Genomic DNA, 19,746 nt, shown 5'->3' with positions numbered 1-19,746 from the left:
ACTGGAGCGGGCATGCTGGTATTGAGGACGCCCTGCAAACCCTCGCCGATGAGGACCGTGCCCACGGCGTGGACCTGACCCAGGCGCCGCTGATGCGCCTGGTGCTGGTGCGCACCGGCACTGAGCGTCATCACCTGATCTACACCAACCATCACATCCTGATGGATGGCTGGAGCAGCGCGCAGTTGCTCGGTGAAGTGTTGCAGCATTACCGGGGTGACAGCGTGGCTCGTCCGGCCGGTCGTTATCGCGATTACATTGCCTGGCTGCAACGCCAGGACGCGGCCACCAGCCAAGCGTTCTGGACGCCTGCGCTGCAACGCCTGGAGACACCCACGCGCCTGGCCGACGTCATGGCCAAGCCGGCGCAGGCCGATGCCGGTTATGGCGATCACAAGCAGGTGCTGGACGAAGCGCTGACGCGCCGTCTGGAAGCTTTCGCCCGAGCCTCGAAAGTCACCGTCAACACCTTGGTGCAGGCGGCATGGCTGCTGCTGTTGCAGCGTTACACCGGTCGCGAAACGGTGGCCTTCGGGGCGACGGTCGCCGGGCGCCCGGCGGATTTGCCCGGTATCGAGCAGCAGATCGGTCTGTTCATCAACACCTTGCCGGTGATCGCCAGCCCGCGAGCAGAGCAGTCCCTGGACAGTTGGTTGCAAACGGTGCAAGGGCACAACCTGGCGCTGCGGGAGTTCGAGCACACTGCGTTGCTGGACATCCAGCGTTGGGCCGGGCAGGGCGGTGAAGCGCTGTTCGACAGCCTGTTGGTGTTCGAGAACTACCCGATTGCCCAGGCCCTGGAGCAGGGCGCGCCGGATGGCCTGCGCTTCGGCCCGGTGGCCACCCAGGAGCAGACCAACTACCCGTTGACGCTGTTGGTGGGCCTGGATCGGCAGTTGTCAGTGCACATGAGCTACCAGCGGGCCAGTTTCGAGCCCGCCAGCGTGGCGCGCCTGGCGGCGCATCTGACCCAACTGTTGGGGCAGATGACCGATGGCGAGCGCTGCCTGGGTGAGCTGTCGATGCTTGAGTTCGATGAGCATCAGCGCCTGACCCATGACTGGAACCCGGTTGACGCACCGTTCGAGCAAGCGCTGTGCATTCACCAGATGATCGCGCGTCAGGTTCAAGCCACGCCAGAGGCCCTGGCGGTGACCTTCGCCAACACGCGCCTGAGCTACCGCGAACTGGATGCTCAGGCCAATCGCCTGGCCCATAGACTCATCGAACTGGGGGTGGGCCCGGAAGTGCGAGTGGGCGTGGCAATGCCGCGCTCCGAGCAGCTGCTGATTGCCTTGCTGGCGGTGCTCAAGGCCGGTGGCGCCTACGTGCCGTTGGACCCGGACTACCCGACCGAACGCGTGGCCTACATGCTCGAGGACAGCCGTGCGCGGGTGCTGCTGACTGAACAAGCCGTGGCGACGACGCTGAGCGTTCCGGCCGAGACCACTGTGTTGATGCTCGATCAGCTCGATTTGACGCACTACCCGCTGAGCGCCCCGCACACCCAGGTCATCCCAGACAACCTCGCCTACGTGATCTACACCTCCGGTTCCACCGGCAAGCCAAAGGGCGTGGCGATTGCCCATCGCAACGTGCTGGCGCTGATCGACTGGTCCAAGTCCGTCTACAGCCGCGACGACATCCAGGGCGTGTTGGCGTCGACGTCGGTGTGCTTCGATCTGTCGGTGTGGGAGCTGTTCGTGACCCTGGCCAACGGCGGCTCGCTGATCATCGCCCGCAACGCGCTGGAGTTGCCGCAACTGCCGGCCCGGGATCAGGTGCGCCTGATCAACACCGTGCCCTCGGCCATCGCCGCGTTGCAGCATAGCGGTGAGATTCCGGCCAGTGTGCGCATCATCAACCTGGCGGGCGAGCCCTTGAAACAAAGTTTGGTGGACGCCCTGTACTGTGGGAGCGAGCTTGCTCGCGATGGCGGTGGGTCAGTCACACAGGAGCCAGCCGATAGGTCGCTATCGCGAGCAAGCTCGCTCCCACATTTGAAAGGCGGGATTGAGCACGTCTACGACCTCTACGGCCCTTCGGAAGACACCACCTATTCCACCTGGACCCGCCGCACTGCTGGCGGTACGGCAAACATCGGCCGGCCGCTCAAACACACCGCCAGCTACTTGCTGGACGCCGACCTGCAAGCGGTGCCCCAAGGCGTATCGGCGGAGCTGTACCTGAGCGGCGCGGGTATCACCCGTGGCTATCTCGGCCGCGCGGCGATGACCGCCGAGAAGTACGTGCCCAACCCGTTTTCCACAAATGGCGAACGTCTCTACCGCACGGGTGACCTGAGCCGTTATCGCGCCGATGGCGTGCTCGAGTACCGGGGCCGCATCGACCATCAGGTGAAGATCCGTGGCTTCCGTATCGAGCTGGGGGAAATCGAAGCGCGGCTGCTGCAACAGGCCGAGGTGCGTGAAGTGGCCGTCCTGGCCCAGGACGCAGCGGGCGGCCAGCAACTGGTGGCCTACGTGGTCGCCCCGGCGCTGAACCTGGATGACCCTGAAGAGTTGCGCACACTGCGCGATCAACTCAAGGCCGGGCTCAGGGAGCATTTGCCCGATTACATGATTCCGGCGCACCTGCTGTTCCTCGAACAACTGCCCCTGACCCCCAACGGCAAGCTCGACCGCAAGGCGCTGCCGGGCGTGGAGAGCGGCCTGTTGCAGGCCGGTTATGTCGCGCCGGCCAGTGAGCTTGAACAGCAGGTCGCAGCGATCTGGGCCGAGGTGCTCACGGTGGAGCGCGTGGGCTTGAACGATCACTTCTTCGAGCTGGGCGGCCACTCGCTGCTGGCGGTCAATGCCGTCTCGCGCCTGGCCCTCGAACTGGGGCTGACGCTGACCCCGCAACTGATTTTCCAGCACCCCGTCCTGAGGGATTTTGTCGCGCAACTGGACACCGGGGACGGGCCAATCAATGAACAGAAACTGAACAAGCTGGAAGCCCTGCTTGATGAAATGGAGGAAGTCTGATGGACAAGAGTGTTGCTTTGAGGATTGCCAAGCGCTTTATCACTCTGCCGCTGGACAAACGCAGGCTGTACCTGGAGAAGATGCTCGAAGAGGGCGTCTCGCCGGCCAACCTGCCCATTCCCGAGGTCCGTGGCGGGTTCGAAGACCTCCCGCTTTCCTACGCCCAGGAACGCCAGTGGTTCCTGTGGCAGATGGATCCGCACAGCTCGGCTTATCACATTCCGAGTGCCCTGCGCCTCAAAGGGCAGTTGGACGTGCCGGCCCTGGAGCGCAGCTTCAACGCCCTGGTCGAGCGCCACGAGAGCTTGCGCACCACCTTCATCGAGCGCGGTGAACAAGCCGTGCAGGTCATCCACTCGCAAATGCCTTTGTGCATTGCGGTCGAGGCGTTGCCCGCCGGTTCGCCGATCAGCCAGGACGACAGCATCAAGGCTTTTGTCGAGCGCGAAATCGCCCACCCGTTCGATCTGCGCCAAGGGCCGCTGCTGCGGGTTTCGTTGTTGAAAATCGCCGAGGACGATCACGTGCTGGTGCTGATCCAGCACCACATCATTGCCGATGGCTGGTCGATGCAGGTGCTGGTGGATGAGCTGGTCCGCCACTACGCCGCTGACACGGCCGGCGAGTCGCTGGCGTTGCCGGAATTGACGGTGCAATACGCCGACTATGCGATCTGGCAGCGCCACTGGCTTGAGGCCGGTGAGCGTGAGCGCCAGTTGGCCTATTGGCTCCAGACGTTGGGTGGCGAACAGCCGGTGCTGGAGTTGCCGTTCGATCATCCGCGCCCGCCCGTGCAAAGTTTTCGCGGTGCACGGCTGGACTTGAGCCTGCCGCCGCAATTGGGGGCAGCGCTCAAGCAACTGGCCCAGCGCCAAGGGGCCAGCCTGTTCATGGTGTTGCTGGCCTCGTTCCAGGCTTTGTTGCACCGCTACAGCGGCCAGCCGCAGATCCGCGTCGGCGTGCCGGTGGCCAACCGCAACCGGGTCGAGACCGAGGGCCTGATCGGCTTTTTCGTCAACACCCAGGTGCTCAACGCCCATGTCGATGGGCAACTGCCGTTCGAACGCTTGCTCGATCAGGTCAAGCAGTCGGCCATGGCGGCCCAGGCGCATCAGGACTTGCCGTTCGAGCAGTTGATCCAGGCCCTGCAACCAGAGCGCAGCCTCAGCCACAGCCCGATTTTCCAGGTCATGTTCAACCATCAGACCACGGGTGCAGCCCAAGCCCGGCAGATGCATTTGCCGCAGCTGGGCATCGAAGACCTGGTGTGGGAAGGGCGCACCGCCCAGTTCGACTTGACCCTGGGCACTTATGAAACCGAGCAGGGCCTTGCCGCGGAACTGACCTACGCCACCGACCTGTTCGAGCCGCAGACCATCGAACGCCTGGCCCATCACTGGCAGAACCTGCTGCAAGGTATCGTCGAGGCGCCGCAGCAACGGATCGGCGAGTTGCCATTGCTCGATGCCGCCCAGCAGCGTCTGATGCAGCACGACTGGCGACGTGAGGTTGATCATGGCCCGGTGGCGTGTGTGCACCAGCGCATCGCCGAACAGGCCCGCATTCACCCCGATGTATTGGCGCTGACCATCGATGGACAGGCCCTGACCTACGGGCAACTGGACGCGCGCGCCAACCAGCTCGCCCACCGCTTGCTTGCCTTGGGCGTGACGCCTGACCAGCGCGTGGGCATCGCCGTGGAGCGTAGCGTCGAGATGATTGTCGGCCTGCTGGCGATCCTCAAGTCCGGCGGCGCCTACGTGCCGCTGGACCCGGCGTACCCCGAGGATCGCCTGGCCTACATGATCGAGGACAGCGGCATCGAACTGCTGCTGACCCAGGCCCGTTTGCAGGCGGTATTACCGATTCCGGCAACCCTGCAAACCCTGTTGCTGGACCAGCCCGACGCCGCGTTGCAAGACGCACCGCGCACCTGTCCGGTGGTGCCGTTGAGCGCCGAACACCTGGCCTACGTGATCTACACCTCCGGTTCCACCGGCAGACCCAAGGGCGTGATGGTGCGCCATGGCGCGCTGAGCAATTTCGTCACCAGCATGATCGCCCAACCCGGCCTGGCGGCCAGTGATCGCATGCTGTCGCTGACGACGTTTTCCTTCGATATTTTTGGCCTGGAGATCTACGGGCCCCTGTCGGCGGGGGCCAGCGTGGTGCTGACCGGCCAGAACGTCCACCAGGATCCGCAAGCGGTGCTGGCGCTGATTGAGCGTCACGACGTGAGCGTGCTGCAAGCCACGCCTTCGAGCTGGCGCATGTTGTTGGATCATGAGCACGCTGCGCTGCTGGCCGGGCGCACCTTCCTGTGCGGTGGCGAGGCGTTGCCCCTGGAGCTGGCGCAACGGCTGCTGGCGCTGTCGCCGAAGGTCTGGAACCTCTACGGCCCGACCGAAACCACGATCTGGTCGGCGCTGCATCCCTTGAGTCTGGAAAACAGCCGTCCGTACCTGGGCAAGCCCTTGGACAACACCGCGTTGTACGTTGTCGGCAGCGACCTGACGCTCAACCCACCCGGCGCGCCGGGTGAACTGCTGATCGGTGGCGATGGCCTGGCGCGCGGTTACTTCCAGCGCCCGGCCCTGACCGCCGAACGTTTTGTGCCGGACCCGTTCTCCACCACCGGCGAGCGGCTGTACCGCACCGGCGACCTGACTCGCTATCGGGCCGAAGGCGTGGTCGAGTACATCGGCCGCATCGACCATCAGGTCAAGATCCGCGGCTTGCGCATCGAGCTGGGGGAAATCGAAGCGGCGCTGCTGGCCCAGGACAGCGTGCGTGAAACCGTGGTGGTGGCCCATGAAGGCCCGACCGGTGCGCAACTGGTGGGTTACGTGGTGCCGGCGACCGGTGAAATAGCGGACGAGTCCGCGTTACGCGCTTCGCTCAAAGCTGCGCTCAAGGCGCAATTGCCCGAGTACATGGTCCCGGCGCACTTGCTGTTGCTGGCACAACTGCCATTGACGCCCAACGGCAAGGTCGATCGCAAGGCGCTGCCGGCCCCCGACGCCGGCGATTTGCAACAGGCTTACGTGGCACCGCGCAGTCAGCATGAGCAACAGGTGGCAGCGATTTGGCAGGAAGTGCTCAAGCTCGAACGGGTAGGGCTGGAAGACAACTTTTTCGAATTGGGCGGGCACTCGCTGTTGGTCACCCAGGTGGTCTCGCGAATCCGTCGGACACTGGGGATCGAGGTGCCGCTGCGCAGCCTGTTCGAGCACGGCACGTTGCGTGATTTCGTCGCTGCCTTTGACCTGGGCCAAGCTGAACGACCGTTGGCGATGGTGCCGGTGCGCCGTGACCAGCCGCTGCCGCTGTCGTTTGCCCAGGAGCGCCAGTGGTTCCTGTGGAAAATGGACCCCGACAGCGCCGCCTACAACATTCCCACCGCGTTGCGGCTGCGCGGGGCGCTGGACAAAATCGCCCTGCGCCGCAGTTTTGAAGCATTGGTGGCGCGTCATGAGAGCTTGCGCACCCTGTTCGTGGAGAACGATGGCGGCACCTGCCAGGTGATCCGTGCGCAAGGGCAGGTCGACTTCGTCGAACGCTGCCTGGCCGGCGAGGATGAGGCCGGTGTCCAGGCATTCATCGAGCAGCAGATGCAGGCCCCGTTCGACCTCCTGAACGATGCGCTGCTGCGCGTGGCGTTGCTGGAGTTGGCCGAGCAGGAGCACATTCTGGTACTGACCCTGCATCACATCGTGTCCGATGCCTGGTCGTTGCAGGTGATGGTCGACGACCTGATGAGTCTGTATTCGGCTTTCTCTCTGGGGCAGCCCGCGTCGTTGCCGGCGCTGGCGGTGCAATACGCGGATTACGCCGTCTGGCAGCGGCAATGGATGGCGGCCGGTGAACGCGAGCGTCAATTGGCCTACTGGACCGGGCAACTGGGCGGTGAGCAGCCGCTGCTGGCGCTGCCTACGGACCATCCGCGCCCGGCGCAGCAGAGCCTGCGGGGCGCGCGTTTACCGATTGTGCTCGATCGCGCGCTGAGCGATGCCCTCAAGGCGTTGGCTCGACGGGAAAACGTCACGCTGTTTGTGCTGCTGCTCGGCTCTTTCCAAGCCTTGTTGCACCGCTACAGCGGTCAGGCCGACATCCGCGTCGGCGTGCCGATTGCCAACCGCCAGCGCCTGGAAACCGAGCGGTTGATCGGCTTCTTCGTCAACACCCAGGTGCTGCGCGCTGAGTTCCATGGCGATCTGACCGGCGCCGGTTTGCTGCAACAGCTCAAGCAGACGGCCATGGCGGCGCAGATGCATCAGGACTTGCCCTTCGAGCAATTGGTCGATGCCTTGCAGCCGCAGCGTAACCTGAGCCACAGCCCGCTGTTCCAGGCCATGTTCAACCATCGCAACGAGAGTGCCTCGACCTTTGAAAACGCCTTGCCGGGCCTGACGGTCGAACCCCTAGGCTGGGAGCAGCGCACCGCGCAGTTCGACCTGAGCCTGGAGACCACCGACAGCCCACAAGGCCTGCACGCCGCGCTGATCTACGCCACGGACCTGTTCGAGCCAGCCACCATCGAGCGCATGGGCCGGCATTGGCTCAACCTGTTGCAAGGCTTGGTGCAGGATCTGCATCGTCCCGTTGCGCAGTGGGCGTTACTGGACGCTGACGAGCGGCGGCACATGCTCGTCGACTGGAATGCGACGACGGTTTCCTACCCGCTCGATCGCAGCGTCCAGGGGCTGATCGAAGATCAGGTGCGCAGGACTCCGGACGCTCCGGCGCTGGTGTTCGGCGAGCAACGCCTGAGCTACGCCGAGCTCAACGCCCGGGCCAATCGCTTGGCGCACACACTGATCGAGCAGGGCGTGGGCCCGGATGTGCTGGTGGGCATCGCCGTGGAACGTTCGGTGGAAATGGTCCTGGGGCTGTTGGCGATTCTCAAGGCCGGCGGTGCTTATGTGCCGCTGGACCCTGAATATCCACAGGATCGCCTGGCCTATATGTTCGAAGACAGCGGCATCGCTCTGCTGTTGACCCAGCAGCATCTGTTGGAACAGTTGCCGATTCCGGACGGGCTGCGCAGCCTGGTGCTGGACCTGTCGGACGCCGGGCCGCACCCAGGCCGCGAGAGCAATCCGGACGTCGCGGTCCATGGTGAAAACCTGGCGTATGTGATCTACACCTCCGGTTCCACCGGCAAGCCCAAGGGGGCGGGCAATCGTCATTCGGCCCTGGTCAACCGGCTGTGCTGGATGCAGCAGGCCTACCGGCTCGATGCCTCGGACAGCGTGCTGCAAAAAACGCCGTTCAGTTTCGACGTGTCGGTGTGGGAGTTCTTCTGGCCGCTGCTGACCGGCTCGACCCTGGTGGTGGCCGCGCCGGGCGTGCATCGCGACCCGACGCAACTGATCGAGTTGATCACCGCGCAGCGCATCACCACGCTGCACTTCGTGCCGTCGATGTTGCAGGCGTTCGTGCAAGACCCTCGGGTGGCCGAATGCACCAGCCTCAAACGCATCGTCTGCAGTGGCGAAGCCCTGCCGGTGGATGCCCAACAGCAGGTGTTCGCCAAACTGCCGAATGCCGGCCTGTACAACCTCTACGGCCCGACCGAGGCGGCCATCGACGTGACCCACTGGACCTGTGTCGAGGAAGGTCGCGACAGCGTGCCGATTGGTCAACCGATTGCCAACCTGGGCACCTACATTCTCGATGATGAGCTGACGCCGGTGCCGGTGGGGGTGATTGGCGAGCTGTACCTGGCGGGCGAGGGCCTGGCCCGTGGTTACCATCGACGCGCGGCGCTGACAGCCGAACGCTTCGTGACCGGCCCCTTTGGTCACGGTCAGCGGCTGTATCGCACCGGTGACCTGGCGCGCTACCGCAGCGATGGCGTGATCGAATACGCCGGGCGCATGGACCATCAGGTGAAAATCCGTGGCCTGCGCATCGAGCTGGGTGAAATCGAGGCGCGCCTGGCCGAGCATGACGAGGTGCGCGAAACCGTCGTCATCGCTCAGGACGGCAGCTTGCTGGTGGCCTACGTGGTGCCGGCAGGCGCTGAGCTGCTGAACGCCGATGACGCCGTTCGCCAGGCGTTGCAAAACCGCCTCAAGGGGCATTTGAGCCAGTCCTTGCCCGACTACATGGTGCCGCAGCACTGGGTGTGGCTGGAAAAACTGCCGGTCAGCCCCAACGGCAAACTGGAGCGCAAGGCGCTGCCCAGGGCCGATATCAATGCCAGCCCCAAGGCTTATATCGCGCCGAATACCGCCGTCGAACAGGCCCTGGCCGCTATCTGGCAAAGCGTGCTCGGTCGCGAGCAAGTGGGGGTCAGTGACAACTTCTTCGAGCTGGGGGGCGACTCGATTATCTCCATCCAGGTGGTCAGCCGGGCCCGGCAGGCCGGGATCCTTTTCAGCCCCAAGGATCTGTTCGTCCACCAGACCATCCAGGGACTCGCCAGCGTGGCAACCCTGGGGGACAGCGCTCCGGGCATTGACCAAGGCCCGGTGACGGGGAATGCGCTGTTGCTGCCGTTCCAGCAATTGTTTTTCGAACAGGACATGGCCGAGCCCCATCACTGGAACCAGTCGGTGCTGCTCAAGGGGCTGAGACCGGTCCACGCCGGGCATCTGGAGCAGGCGTTGCAGGCCGTGGTGACCCACCACGATGCCTTGCGCCTGGCCTTCGTGCGCGAGAACGACGCCTGGACCGCCCGCCATCAAACCCTCACAGAGCAAGAAGCGGTTTGGCAGCGCTCACCGCTGTTGTGGACCGCCGAGGTGGCCGATGCCCCGGCGCTGGAGCGCTTGGCCGAACAAGCCCAGCGTAGCCTGGAACTGGAAAGCGGCGCCTTGTTGCGTGGGGTATTGGCAAGCCTGGCCGATGGCAGCCAACGGTTGTTGCTGGTGATTCATCACCTGGTGGTGGACGGTGTGTCCTGGCGGATTTTGCTGGAAGACCTGCAACAGGCTTATGCACAACTGCAAGCTGGCCAGGCCCCGAAACTGCCGGCCAAGACCAGTGCCACCCAGGCCTGGGCGCAACGCTTGAAAACCCATGCCGGCAGCGCGGCGCTGCAAGCGCAGATGGCTTATTGGCAAGGGCAGCTTGAGGGCGCTCGCAACGATTTGCCCTGTGACCGGCCTGAGGGTGAATTGCGCAGGTGTCACGAGGCGCAGGTGCAGACGCGCCTGGACAAGCACCAGACCCAACGACTCTTGCAGCAAGCGCCGGCGGCCTACCGCACCCAGGTCAACGATCTGCTGTTGACGGCGCTGGCGCGGGTGATCAGTCGTTGGACCGGCGAGGCCTCGACCTTGATTCAACTGGAGGGCCATGGCCGTGAGGCGCTGTTCGATAGCCTGGAACTGGATTTGGACCTGAGCCGCAGCGTCGGTTGGTTCACCAGTCTGTTCCCGGTGCGCTTGACCCCGGCCGCGACCCTTGAAGATTCGCTCAAGGCGATCAAGGAGCAACTGCGCGCAATACCCGATAAAGGGCTCGGCTTCGGTGTGCTGCGCTACCTGGGCGATGCGCAGACACGCCGCACCCTCGCGGCGTTGCCCATGCCACGCATCACCTTTAACTACCTGGGGCAGTTCGACAGCGGATTTAGCGATGCCGCCAACGGGCTGTTTATCCCGGCCAGCGAGCCGGCGGGCACGCCACAGAGCCCGCTGGCGCCGCTGGACAACTGGCTGACGCTCAACGGCAGCGTCTATGCGGGCGAGTTGAGCATCGACTGGACCTTCAGCCGGCAAATGTTCGATGAGTCGACCATTCAGCGGCTGGCCCAGGAGTACGCTCAGCAATTGCAGGCCTTGATCGAACACTGCTGCCAGACCCGGCATCAGGGCTTCACACCGTCGGACTTCCCGCTGGCCGGGTTGAACCAGGCCCAGCTGGACGCCTTGCCGCTGGTGCCGCGACAGGTCGAAGACATCTACCCATTGTCGCCGATGCAGCAGGGCATGCTGTTCCATTCGCTGTATGAGCAACAGGCCGGTCACTACATCAACCAACTGCGGGTTGACGTCGAAGGGCTGGACGTCGAGCGCTTCCGCCAGGCCTGGCAGGCGGCCATGGACACCCATGAAGTGCTGCGCAGCAGTTTCGTCTGGGAGGGCGATTTCAAGCGGGCGCTGCAGGTTGTACACAAGCAGATGGAGGTTGCGTTCCTGTTCCACGATGGATGCGCCGCAGCGAATCCATCCCTGGACTTGGACGCCCTGGCGTTGGCGCAGCGCCAGCAGGGTTTCGAGCTGGATGCGGCGCCGCTGTTGCGCTTGCTGGTGGTGCGCGTGGCGGAGGAGCGCTATCACCTGATCTACACCAGCCATCACATCCTGATGGACGGCTGGAGCAATTCGCAGTTGCTCGGTGAAGTATTGCAACGCTACAGCGGCCAGGCACCGGTCCGCACATCCGGACGCTACCGGGATTACATCGACTGGTTGTCGCTCCAGGACCCACAGGCCAGCGAGCAATTCTGGACGGCACAGTTGGCCGAACTGGACGAGCCGACCCACCTTGCCGGGGCCTTTGCCCGGGATCATCGCGGCGAGGCAACCGACGGCCACGGCGAACACGAGCTGGTGCTCGATAGCCATGCCACGGCGCGGCTGCATGCCTTTGCCCGTGAGCAGAAAGTGACGGTCAACACGCTGGTGCAAGCGGCCTGGCAGTTGTTGCTGCAACGTTGTACCGGGCAGTCGGTGGTTGCCTTTGGCGCCACGGTGGCTGGACGTCCGGCGCATATCCCCGGCGTCGAGCAACAGATCGGCCTGTTCATCAACACCTTGCCGCTGGTTGGCAGCCCGCAGGCGGAGCAGCGCATCGGCCAATGGTTGCAAGAGGTCCAGGGACGCAACCTGAGCCTGCGCGAGCACGAACACACGCCGCTGTTCGACATCCAGCGCTGGGCCGGGCAGGGCGGTGCGGCGCTGTTCGACACGTTGCTGGTGTTCGAGAACTATCCGGTGTCCCAGGCGTTGCAGCAGGGCGCCCCGGACACGTTGCGCTTCGGCGATGTAGCCAATCACGAACAAACCAACTATCCACTGACCCTGGCGGTGAATCTGGGTGACACGCTGTCGTTGCTCTTGAGCTATAGCCACGCCAGCTTCGCGCCGGACGACATTGCCGGTATCGGCCAGTCCCTGCGTTATCTCCTGGAGCAGATGGTGCTCGGCGGCGAGCGCTCGGTGGGGCAACTGTCGTTGCTCGATGCCGGACAGCAACAGGTTCAGCAGGCTTGGAACGCCACCGCGACGCCGTACCCGCTCGATTGCAGTGTGCAGCGACTGATTGAAGCGCAGGTGGCCAAGACGCCTGATGCGTGTGCCCTGGTATGTGCCGGGCAACGGCTGAGCTATGCGGCCCTCAATGCCCAGGCCAACCAACTGGCCCATGTGCTGATGGAGCAGGGCGTCGGGCCGGATGTGCTGGTGGGCATCGCCGCGGAGCGTTCGGTGGAAATGGTCGTCGGCCTGCTGGCGATCCTCAAGGCCGGTGGCGCCTACGTGCCGCTGGACCCCGAATACCCACAGGATCGCCTGGCCTACATGTTCGAAGACAGCGGCATTGGCTTGTTGCTGACCCAGCGCCACTTGCTGGAACAATTGCCACTGCCGGCGGGCTTGCGCAGCTTGGTGCTGGATCAGCCGGGTGACTGGCTGGCCGGCCACAGCGAGGCCAATCCGTCGGTCGTGGTCGATGGTGAAAACCTCGCCTACGTGATCTACACGTCGGGCTCCACCGGCAAACCCAAGGGTGCGGGCAACCGGCATTCGGCCTTGGTCAACCGTTTGTGCTGGATGCAGGACGCCTATCGGCTGGACGCGAGCGACCGTGTGCTGCAAAAAACACCGTTCAGTTTCGATGTGTCGGTCTGGGAGTTTTTCTGGCCGTTGCTGACCGGTTCGACCCTGGTGATGGCGCCACCGGGTGCCCATCGTGATCCGGAGCAACTGATCGAGCTGATCACCACGCAGCAGATCACCACCTTGCACTTCGTGCCTTCGATGTTGCAGGTCTTCATGCAAGCCCCCGCAGTCGGCGATTGCCAGAGCCTGACGCGAGTCATTTGCAGCGGTGAAGCCTTGCCGGTGGATGCCCAATTGCAGGTGTTCGCCAAGTTGCCGGCGGCCGGCCTGTACAACCTGTACGGCCCTACCGAAGCGGCCATCGATGTGACCCATTGGACCTGTGTGGACGAGGGCCGCGACGCGGTGCCGATCGGTCAGCCGATTGCTAATCTGAGTACGTTTATCCTCGACCACAACCTGTCGCCGTTGCCGGTGGGCGTGACGGGCGAGTTGTACCTGGGCGGTGAAGGCCTGGCTCGCGGCTACCATGCTCGCCCGGCGCTGACGGCCGAGCGCTTCGTCACCAGCCCATTCGGTGACGGCGCGCGCCTGTACCGTACTGGCGACTTGGCGCGCTACCGTGCCGACGGCGTCATCGAGTACGCCGGGCGCATGGACCATCAGGTGAAAATCCGTGGCCTGCGCATCGAACTGGGTGAAATCGAGGCGCGCCTGGCCGAGCATGCCGAGGTCCGCGAAACCGTGGTGATCGCTCAGGACGGCACGCTGCTGGTGGGCTATGTGGTGCCGCACTCCCAGGCGTTGTTGAACGCTGATGGCAACGTCGGCCAGGAATTCGAGCAGGCATTGAAGGCCCACTTGAGCCAGCATCTGCCGGACTACATGGTCCCGCAGCATTGGGTATTGCTCGAACGCATGCCGGTGAGCCCTAACGGCAAACTGGAGCGCAAGGCGCTGCCTCGCTTCGATGCCAGCCAGCCGCAGCAAGGCTTCGTGGCGCCCGAAGGGGCGCTGGAGCAACAGATTGCCGGTGTCTGGCAAGAGGTGCTGGAGCTGGAGCAGGTCGGGCGCAACGATCATTTCTTCGAACGCGGCGGCCACTCGTTGTTGGCTACCCAGGCCGTTTCACGCTTGCGCCAGCTGACGGGTTATCCGTTGAGTTTGCGTGACCTGTTCAATCATCCGCAGCTCAAGGCGCTGGCGGTCCTGATGGCCGGCACCGCCGAAGGACCGGGCCGGGCGGGCGATTCCCGCAAGGTTCAGCTCAAGGCCCATGGGCCGCGGCGCTCGGCACCGCTGTCGTTGGTGCAACGGCGTTTGTGGATCGCCGAACAATTGTCCGGTGGCACGTCGGCCTATGGCATGCCCATGGCGCTGCGCCTGTGCGGTGGGTTGTCGGTGGAACACCTGATGAGCAGCTTCGCCGAAGTGGTGCGCCGCCATGACGTGCTCCGTACTGCATATGTCCAGGACGATGAAGGCGATCCGCTGGCGTTGATTGCCGATGAGGTGCAACTGGACTTCCCGCTGATCGATCTGTCCGACCTCTCGCCCGCTGCCCAGCAGGAGCAGGTGGTTCAGGCGACGCTGGAGAACGCCCGCACGCCTATCGACCTGGAGCAGGCACCGCTGTTACGCGGGCGAATCCTGCGCCTGGGGCCGAACGAACATGTGTTGTTGTACGCCATGCACCACATCATCTTCGATGGCTGGTCGATGGGGCTGTTGATCGACGAACTGGTGCAGGTCTACGAGGCATCGCTCGCCGGTAAACCGATGCCGCTTGCACCCCTGGAGGTGCAGTACCAAGACTTCGCGTTGTGGCAGCAGGCGCTGGAAGAACAGGGCGTCCTGGCGCGTCAGGCCGAGTACTGGAAACGCCGCCTCAGCGGTTACGAGGGGCGCCTGAACCTGCCGCTGGACAGCCCTCGGGGCCAGACCGCGTCCTATGACGGCGATGCGTTGCAGTTCCAGCTTTCCAGCAGTTTGACCGAGGCATTGCGGCGGTTATCCAGCGAGGCCGGGGTCACGCTGTACAGCACGCTGCTGGCGGCTTTCCAAGTGTTGTTGCATCGAGTGAGCGAGGCGCAAGACCTGGTGGTCGGCGCTGACGTGGCCGGTCGTGAACAGCCGGCGCTGGAGCGGCTGATCGGTTTCTTCGTCAACGTGCTGCCCCTGCGTTCGCGCCTGGACGCCGAGGCCACGTTCGCCAGCTTCCTGGCGCAAACCCAGGACAACCTGCTCGACGCGCTGGAACATCAGGACCTGCCGTTCGACCAGATCGTCGACGCCTCGGGGGTAGCGCGACACAAGGGGATGAACCCACTGCTGCAGGTGCTGTTCGTGATGAACAACGTACCGGTGCGCCCTCGGTCCATGGCGGGGTTGAACATGGAGTTCCTGCCGGCGCTGGAGACCCATTCTAAATTCGACATGGCGTTGTTCGTTGACGAAGAAGAAGGGCAATTGCGCGGCAATTGGCAATTCGCCACAACCTTGTTCGGACATGAGCGCATTCAGCACCTGATTCAGGCCTGGACAGCCCTGTTGGAACAGATCGTCGCTGATCAGGACATTCAATTGGGAGCTATCAGCATGCCAGTCGACCACTTGGCGGCAGCCGTCACGCCTGCCACCGTCCCAGGGCCCAAGGCCGACAAACTGGGCAAGTTTCTCAAGCGTTCCGTGACACCGCTCGCCAAGCCTCGTGCGGCGCGGGTGCGTGAATCACTGGTGGCTGCACCGCAACGTTTTCCCTTGATGCTGGAACCGGGTGAGCCCCATCTGGATGTCATCGAGTGGATCCAGCAGAACCGGCCATTGATCGAGCAAAAGCTCGCTGAGCACGCCGGTATTCTCTTTCGCGGTTTCGAGCTGGACGGCATTCAGGGTTTTGAAGCGTTCGCCGAAGCGGTACAGCCAGGGCTTTATGGTCAGTACGGCGACCTGCCGAAGAAGGAGGGGGGCAAGAACACCTACCGTTCCACGCCGTATCCCGAGCGCAAGATGATTCTGTTCCACAACGAGAGCTCCCATCAGGACCGCTGGCCGCGCAAGCAGATGTTCTATTGCGAGCAAGCCGCGCCTGTGGGCGGGGCGACCCCGGTGGTGGATTGCCGCTTGATGTATGAACGGTTGCCGGCCGACCTTCGTGAGAAGTTCGAAGACAAAGGCCTGCTCTACGTGCGCACCTTTACCGACAAACTCGATGTGTCGTGGCAGCACTTTTTCAAGACCGAAGACCGCCTTCAAGTGGAGGCCCGCTGCCGGGCCGGTGGCATCCAATGGCGCTGGCTCGATAACGACGAGTTGCAGACCCGCACGCCGGGGCCGGCGATCATCACCCACCCGATCACCGGAGAGAAGTCGTTCTTCAATCAGGTGCAATTGCATCACATCTATTGGTTGGACCCGGACGTGCGGCAAGACCTGCTGTCGATGTTCGGCCTGGAGCGCATGCCCCGGCATGTGTATTACGGCGACGGCACACCGATTGAAGATGAGGTGATGGCGCGCATCGGTGAGTTGTACGAAGCCTGCGCGGTGCGTTTCGACTGGCAGAAAGGCGATGTGATCCTGCTCGACAACATGCTGGTGGCCCATGCCCGCGATCCGTTCGAGGGGCCACGCAAGATCGTGGTCGCCATGGGCGACATGTACGAACGCAGCAGCCTTGAGCGTCCGTCGGCCGCCGGGCAAACCGCCCAGGGCGCACTCAATACCGAGGAAGCCGGAGCATGAACGAGGTCACGATGGACGCGCACAACCCGGGTTTCGCCCTTACACCCGAGCAACAAAGGCTGCTCGAGCAACTGCCCGGCACGGCGACCTGTGGCCAGGCCTTGCGCTGGCTGGAGGTGGTCATTGACGGCGATCTCGACCCGCAGCGCTTGCAGGTGGCGTTCGATACGCTACTGGCACAGCAGCCGATGCTGCTGGCGCGGCTGGGCAAAGTCGCCGGTTTCCATGGTTTGCGTCAGGCCGCCGCCGGTGCCACTCGCTTCCCGCTGACGGTACAGGCCGGCGAGCAACGGGCTGAGGCCGTCCGTGCGCAGGTCAGGAAATCGATGGACCGCGCTTTTGTGCTCGGCGAATCGGAAAGCGTCCAGGCCGTGCTGTATCGCCTGGCGCCGCGGCAATGGCAATTGGTGCTGGGTATCGCCCGCTCCAGTGCCGATGCGCAGTCGCTGAATCTGCTGCTTGAACACATCCAGCAAGTGTACGCCGGGGGGCAGGCAGAGGAAGACGACGCACCTGGCGAGTTTGCCCAGTACCTGGAGTGGCGCAGTGAAGTGGTGCTGGATGAAGACGCCGCCAGCGCACGAGCTTACTGGCAGCAACACTTGCAAGGGATGCAGGCAGACATCGCCACGCCATGGCTGGCGCCGCGCAGCACCATCGGTGAGACAGGTGCCGCCGACAGCCACGTATCGCTGAGCCTGGAGCCGGCTCAACGCGAGGCTTTGCACAACCTGGCCGAGCAGCTTGGCCAGCCGCTGGCCACGCTGCTGCAAGGCGCGTGGTGGGTGTTGCTGGGACGGTTGAGTGGGCTTGAGCAGGCGCTGGTCGGTGTGCGCCATGACAGCCGCAGCGACTATGAATACTTCGCCAATGCCGTGGGTGTGTTCGAGAAAACCCTGCCGCTGTGCGTTTCGTTGCCTGCCACTGCGTCGTTCAGCGAGTGGTTGGACGAGTTGGCGGCGCGCCTCGAAGCCCATCGCACCTGGCAGGAATACTGGGCACCGGAGCTGGCGCCGGACGCGGCGCGCCCGGCCTACGGCTTTACGCTGGGGCAGGCGAGCGCCAGCGGGAACAGTGGCGGGCTGCACTGGGCGCCCGCAGAGTCCGTGTTTGTACCGGCAGATCCGTTCGAGTTGCTGTTGCAGGTTCAATTGAACGAACGGCACGTCACGCTCAATCTGCATTACGCCAGCTCGCGTTATTCGCCAGCCTCGGCCAATGCCGTGCTGGAACAGTACAACGTGCTGTTGGCCTCGATCCTGGCCGCTCCCCATCGTGCACTCGCGCAGCTCAGCCTGCTCAGTCACGCTCAGGAGCGGCGCTTATTGGCGATCAACCCGCCGATGCAGGCCTTGGCGGATGGCCGTTATCTGCCACAGCGCATCGCCGATCTGGCGCTGCATACACCGGATGCCATCGCCCTGACCGACGCCCATCTGCAATTGAGTTACGGTCAGTTGCAGGCTCGGGTCGATAACGCGGCGCTGGGGCTCAAGCACCAAGGCGTGGGCGCCGGTTCGATTGTCGCACTGGCATTGCCGCGCTCGGCGGAGCTGGTGATTGCAATGCTGGCGAGCTGGCGTTTGGGGGCGGCGTACCTGCCACTGGATGTGCAGTGGCCCCAGGCGCGCCAGGCGTTGATGCTGGAACAGGCCGGCGCGGCACTGTTGCTGACTGATGCGGCGCATCTGCCGGCCTGGCAGGACCAGCCGTATAAAGCCCTGACAGCGGCGCAGTTGAGTCAGTCGCCGGCGCCATTGCCAGCGCTCGCCACCCAAGGCAACGACATCGCTTATGTATTGTTCACGTCAGGCTCCACCGGTGTGCCCAAAGGTGTGGTGATCGAGCATCGGCAATTGCTCAACTACACCACCCAAGCCAGCCAGGCACTGGGCCTTGCCCAGTGCAAAAACGTCGGTTTCAGTTCCACCGTGGCGGCGGACCTGGGTAACACGACGTTGTTTGGCGCGTTGTTCAATGGCGCGACCCTGCATGTGGCCAGCGATGAACAGATGCAGGACGGCGAATTGTTTGCCAGGTACCTGCAACAGCAACGGATCGACTGCCTGAAGATCGTGCCGTCGCACCTCGCGGCGCTGCTCGACAGTGAGCGGGCGATACTGCCGCGTACTCTGGTGCTGGGTGGCGAGCCGATCCCTGCGGCGTTGATCGAGCGCATCGCCCGATTGCGCAGTGATTGCCGAGTGTTCAACCACTACGGGCCGACCGAAACCACGGTCGGGGTGATGATTCATCCGTTGTCACTGCACGGCGCTGCCGACGATTGTTCGGCGCTGACCCAGGTGCTGGGTAATAACCAGGTCTACGTGCTGGATGCCGATCTGCGCTTGGCGCCGGTGGGCGTGCTGGGCGAGGTGTACCTGGGCGGTGCGCAGTTGTGTCGGGGCTATCTGAATGCCGAGGCCGATGAGCAGGCGTTCATCCAGAGTCCGTTCGATCCGGCGCAGCGTTTGTATCGCAGCGGCGACCTGGCACGTTATCGCGCGGACGGGGCGATCCAGTTGCACGGTCGGCGTGATCAGCAGGTCAAGGTGCGTGGGTTCCGCATTGAACTGGCAGAGATCGAGGCCGAGCTTCTACGCCTGCCGCAGGTGGCCGAAGCACTGGTGTTGCCGGCGGCGTCGGCCGAGCAGGGCCTGTTGGCCTTTGTCGTGGCACAGCAGGGTTTGTCAGCGGGCTTGCCGGACACCGTGCACGCTGAGCTGAGCGCGCGCCTGCCCAGTGTGATGGTGCCGCAGCACCTGCAACTGATCGAACAGTTCCCTCGTCTGGCCAATGGCAAGATCGATCGCAAGGCGTTGCAACAGTTAGCGGGTGCGGCGGCGGATGACCAGGATGCTGCACCGCGCGATGCGCTGGAGCAACTGCTCGCCGCGCGCATGGCGCAATTGCTTGGGTTGCAGCGATTGGGCATCGACCGCGACTTCTTCGCCGCCGGTGGGCATTCGTTGCTGGTGATCAAGTTGGTGGCCGGTATTCGCAAGTTGTTGCAGTGCGACATTCATCCGGGGCTGGTCTTCGATCATCCGACCGTGGCGTCGTTGGCCCTGGCCTTGCGGGCGCTGGAGAGCAGCCCGGGGCAGCTGGAAAAAATCGCCCAGGTGCGCCTGCGCATGGACGCGATGAGTCCCGAGGAAAAGGCCCTTCTGACCGAACAGGCTCGACAGCTGCAAGCCGCCAAGGCTGCGCAAGGCAGCTGA

Annotated in this window: 3 protein-coding genes (1 of these 3 running past the window's edge); all 3 read left to right on the top strand. The window is 63.9% G+C overall.

What is annotated here, in order from left to right; all coding sequences use genetic code 11:
• Tightly spaced (each overlapping or abutting the next), the 3 genes in view from SGN16_RS20280 to SGN16_RS20270 form a layout consistent with a single transcriptional unit that may run on beyond the window.
• Positions 1-2,987: the 3' portion of a non-ribosomal peptide synthase/polyketide synthase gene (locus SGN16_RS20280; RefSeq protein WP_335944524.1), read on the top strand. The gene continues 9,544 nt to the left of window position 1, outside the view; the window shows 2,987 of its 12,531 coding nt (coding positions 9,545-12,531); its start codon lies off the left edge, out of view; the stop codon is at positions 2,985-2,987.
• Entirely contained in the window at positions 2,987-16,525 is a 13,539-nt protein-coding gene (locus SGN16_RS20275) for a non-ribosomal peptide synthase/polyketide synthase (RefSeq protein ID WP_335944523.1), read from the top strand. Before SGN16_RS20280 ends, SGN16_RS20275 begins: the two co-directional genes overlap by 1 nt.
• On the top strand, positions 16,522-19,746 hold the full coding sequence (locus SGN16_RS20270) for an amino acid adenylation domain-containing protein (protein WP_335944522.1): 3,225 nt from the start codon (positions 16,522-16,524) through the stop codon (positions 19,744-19,746). Before SGN16_RS20275 ends, SGN16_RS20270 begins: the two co-directional genes overlap by 4 nt.

The organism is Pseudomonas sp. G166 (genome assembly GCF_037027455.2).
Classification (GTDB): Bacteria; Pseudomonadota; Gammaproteobacteria; order Pseudomonadales; family Pseudomonadaceae; genus Aquipseudomonas.
The sequence above is the reverse complement of the archived record's forward strand: the minus strand, read 5'-3'. Positions and strand labels throughout refer to the sequence as shown.

What these genes read in the sequence shown, in the direction of transcription:
- SGN16_RS20270 (WP_335944522.1), top strand. Translation starts at nt 16,522, where the DNA reads ATGAACGAGGTCACGATGGACGCGCACAACCCGGGTTTCGCCCTTACA.
- SGN16_RS20275 (WP_335944523.1), top strand. Translation starts at nt 2,987, where the DNA reads ATGGACAAGAGTGTTGCTTTGAGGATTGCCAAGCGCTTTATCACTCTG.